The 4,040-nt window shown below is 42.5% G+C and carries 3 protein-coding genes and 2 pseudogenes; 1 reads left to right on the plus strand and 4 read right to left on the minus strand.

Translation table 11 applies throughout. The features are described 5' to 3' along the window. Window positions 1–1,009: 1,009 nt before the first annotated feature. From H6G48_RS05895 to H6G48_RS05910, 4 genes and pseudogenes are all read right to left on the minus strand, one after another. Window positions 1,010–1,411: a phosphomannose isomerase type II C-terminal cupin domain gene (locus H6G48_RS05895; RefSeq protein ID WP_002760121.1), complete on the minus strand. Its 402-nt coding sequence runs from the start codon at window positions 1,409–1,411 to the stop codon at window positions 1,010–1,012. Between the two features lie 147 nt (window positions 1,412–1,558). Continuing rightward, window positions 1,559–1,855: an Asp-tRNA(Asn)/Glu-tRNA(Gln) amidotransferase subunit GatC gene (gatC, locus tag H6G48_RS05900; RefSeq protein WP_190720036.1), complete on the minus strand. Its 297-nt coding sequence runs from the start codon at window positions 1,853–1,855 to the stop codon at window positions 1,559–1,561. 142 nt (window positions 1,856–1,997) lie between these two features. Further along, a complete protein-coding gene (locus H6G48_RS05905; RefSeq protein WP_002770118.1) occupies window positions 1,998–2,519 on the minus strand; it encodes a photosystem I assembly protein Ycf3 in 522 nt (173 codons plus the stop codon). 310 nt (window positions 2,520–2,829) lie between these two features. Further along, a pseudogene (locus tag H6G48_RS05910) lies at window positions 2,830–3,592 on the minus strand (HNH endonuclease); the annotation flags it as partial. Window positions 3,593–3,712: 120 nt separating this feature from the next. Between H6G48_RS05910 and H6G48_RS26115 the strand changes: the two are divergent. Then, window positions 3,713–3,995 (plus strand): annotated as a pseudogene (locus tag H6G48_RS26115) (IS1/IS1595 family N-terminal zinc-binding domain-containing protein); the annotation flags it as partial. Window positions 3,996–4,040: the final 45 nt, after the last annotated feature.

Consider the following 4,040-nt stretch of genomic DNA (forward strand, 5'->3'; position numbering starts at 1 on the left):
GTCTTTTAAGATTGTCAAATTTTTATTTGAATTTTGTATTGATGATCATAAATTTGATTTTCCTAAAATTCATCAATACAGTTGTTTTTAAAAAATGATTTAGGATTGCTATATAATGGTCGAAGGGTCAAATTTGAAAAATTTTGCCTCAAACCCTGTCTGCGTAAGGATTTCAGGATTTTGTAGCCAGTAGTTTCTTAGTAGTACATTGCTTTAACTCAGGCTCTGTAAGACTTTTAGCCATAGCTAGTATATTTATACGGGGGAAGTTCAGGTATAGTAAATCCCTTGATAGATAGGGTTTGCGGCAAAAAGTAGGGGCGAAGCATTCGGATAGAAAATCTACGGTTTCACCGATAGGTTATTGCCCGAATGCTTCGCCCCTACAGGACGCGGGCCGATGAAGACGCCAGGTTTTGAAGCACGATTCTCTCAAAATCTTGCACCTGTGGGAGCAAGAAAAGCCACAAAACCCCTACCTTGCCTACATTTCACATTTATTCAGCAAACCCTACATATAGTTTATTTTTTGCAAATTCCCTTGGTTTTTTGCCGCATTTATCAACAAGATTAAGCCGTTTCCTCACTCCCTCCCGCATGAATCATTGCCCCTTGCCTCTTGCCCGACTCCTGAGGGGCTTTTCTTTGTCACAGAATTGACATCCGGCCGTTATAGTCCTGACAAATGAGAGTTATATGCTGAAGTTAATCCAGCAAAGGAATAAATCATTTCCCCTAACCCAGCTTTCCTCAAGCTTCCTAAACAGGGTCTAGGGGAAGTTTATTTTTCTGCTGATTTTACCCGTTCTTTGCTCACAACATGGTCAAAATCAATCCCCGTCCCCGCGCCTTTACCTGCCATGGAGAAAACCGCTACCCAGCCCGAAAAGAAAATTTTTCTAGAACTTGACAAGCCTTGAGGGTAGGGAAGACAGTCAGGCAGACTAACCTAAAAAGGTTTTTTGGGCGAAAAATAGTTTCTTCCCCTTCTGTCTCCCTAAACACAGTCTTAGCTCTGATGGCGAGCATAATCATCCTGAAAACGGACTATATCATCCTCTCCTAAATATTCCCCATTTTGTACTTCAATTAACACCAATTTGATCACCCCGGGGTTTTCCAGGCGGTGAGCGGTACACTGCGGCACATAAGTGGACTGATTGGCTCCGAGAATTTCTTCGTTATCTCCACAGGTGACTTTTGCCGTTCCCGAAACGACAATCCAGTGTTCACTGCGATGGTAGTGCATCTGTAAACTGAGACGATGACCCGGATTCACTTCAATGCGCTTGATTTTATAACCAAGACCTTCTTCTAGAGTGGTGAAAGAACCCCAGGGCCTAAATTCTGTTGCTGCCGATTCTACGCTCGAAATAAGCTGAAATGGTGCCACATCTTGAGATGCGATCATTATATTATGTCTCCATTGCTAGGTCTGATCTTAGTCCAAGATAGCAGCAAAAACCCTAGATGGCATCTAAATCAGTGATCAGTAAACAGTAAACAGTAATCAGTAATCAGTGAACTGAAAACTCAAATCTGATCACTGATCACTGATTTAGTCTTCGTCGGTGTTGAGAATACGGGGAACCCGGAAATAATCCCCTTCTGGGGCCGGCGATTCTTGCACTAAGACCTCGTGATCGGGATAAAGTCTATTACTATCGGCGCGAGTGATATTTTGAATTTCGATCGCTCGCGTGGTGGGTGGCACATTTTCCGTGTCTAATTCGCTTAACTGGTCGAAATAATCCAGTATCCCGCTTAATTGCCCCGCAAATTGTTCTTCTTCGCCGCTATTAATCTCTAAACGGGCTAAATGGGCGATTTTTTCAACTGTAGCTCGATCGATCATGGGAGAAATGATGAATGATGAATTATGAATGGGGGAATGGGGGAGTGGGGAAGTGAGGGAGTGGGGATAATAAATAAAAGCAATCTCCTGACGACCGACTCCTGAATTCTGACTCCTGACGACCGACTCCTGAATTCTCAATTTAGAAGAAAACATCAATTTCCGATCGCCCGGTGATTTTCAGCCAGTTTTGGGCTTCAATATAGTTATTGGGGGCTAATCGGATGGCTTGTTTCCAGTATTCTGCCGCTTTGTCGTAGAGTGCTTCCGCTTCGGCCTGTTGACCGTCTTCTCTAGCTTTTTCCCCTTGAAAATGGTAAATAACGGCGATATTATTCAAAGCGGAGGGCATTCTGGGATTAAGTTGGATAGCTTCTTCGTAGTATTCCAGAGCCTTTTCATGCTCGCCATTACTAGCGTGGATAATGCCGATATTGTAGAGGATATAACTGCGATCGTTAGGATCCTCTTCTAATGTTAAAGCCTCATAGTAATTATCGAGGGCTTCGGCGTATTCGCCGTCAGCTTGGGCAGACATCCCATCGCGGTAATAAACAAAGGCTTCCTTGGCTTTTTTATTGGCGGGGAGTATCTTTAAAATGATATCCGCCATGACGGTAAAAGATTTATCAATAAAATTATCGTTACGTTGAGTGCGTGGCATAGTTAGGACGATTAGGCGATCGAGATGACTATCTACCTTTATAGCACTCGCGAGCAACCCTAGGGCTGTTTTTCCGATTTTTCTGGCTAGGGTTTCGATTTATACTAAATCCGGTTATTAAAGAATGATTATTTATTCCCCCTTTTGCCTATTGCAAGAGTGGGCGTTGTCAAATTGAAAGATGCTCCGAATCAGCTTGGAACTGAAATTACTTTGATAGCAAGGATTGCATTATTAGGGGTCGAGAAGGTCGTCACCGACCTCCCCTCCCATTCAGAACCGTGCATGAGACTTTCACCTCACACGGCTCCTAGTTTGACTGTTCCCTTGTTAAGGATACAGCTTGACTTCTTTTTGGTTGACCCTGTAATATCTAGATTGACAAATTCCACGAAGGATGTCAAACCAGATGATTCTAGGCTTCCATCAGATGCCGATTTATCATCGTGACAGTGGCGGTGTAATAGTTGAAGGTTTTTATATTCATCCTTTCCACCTAAGCTTAAAGGATGAATGTGGTCAACTTCAATTAAATCCGATGGGGTGAAATACTGCCCACATCGGTTACACTTGCCTTGTTGCTTCTTAAGTAGTTTGGCTACTCTTGTGGGTGTGTCGATTGCTTGTCCTCGTCTGGTCGCCCTGTAAGTCCAATTTCCGTCATAAGGTGAAGCGTCGGGGCGTACTAGGGTATGTCTGACGATTGGAGTCCAGTTATGTTTCCATAAATGAAGTCCTTCTTGGGTTTTGAATAACCAAGATTCTCGTCTTTCTTTCCCATTGCTGAGTTTAACTGTTCCAGGACTGAAGTAGTTTTTCAGCTTTTTGTAGCTTGCTTTACCGCATCTTGTTACTGTCCATGCCCTTAACATTAACCAGATTGTATGGTCTAGTTTATTGAAGGTATCCGTAGATACTACTCCTGAATAGTAGTTTGCCCATCCTCTAATGATTGGGTTTAATTTACTAATCAGGGCTGATTGAGGTGCTGTTTTGTGTTTTTTAATTACACCTTTTATCGCGTCTGTGTGGGCTTTGACTGCTTTTTGGCTAGGTTTAATGTGGGTTAGGAATGTTGGTAATGATTCGGTAGTAGTGCCGTAGCCCTCTTGCTTACCTGGTATGAATTGTGTCAAATATTTATTAATAAAAATAATTGGAACCCAATCAGTCTTTAAACCTCTAGCTTGATCATGACTTTTCTGATAAATATCTTTTTCTGGCTCCTGTCTGGCTTACTCAAATATCAGTCTAGCACCGAACAAAATACCACCTTCACCTCTATTCCCCTGTCAAGCGTTGTGGTTCTCACCATACGATCAAGAATGGTTCTATTCATAATGGAAAACCCAAACGTCAAGGTAAAGAGTGTGGTCAACCGTTTGTGATCAATCCCACTAATAAAACCGTCTCTGACGAAACCAAACAATTAATTGATCAACTCTTGCTCGAACGAATTTACTTGCGAGGAATTGCTAGAGTAACAGGGGTAAGTTGGTCATGGTTACAAAACTATGTCAA

The sequence above is a fragment of the Microcystis flos-aquae FACHB-1344 genome, assembly GCF_014698375.1.
GTDB classification, from domain to species: Bacteria; Cyanobacteriota; Cyanobacteriia; order Cyanobacteriales; family Microcystaceae; genus Microcystis; species Microcystis aeruginosa.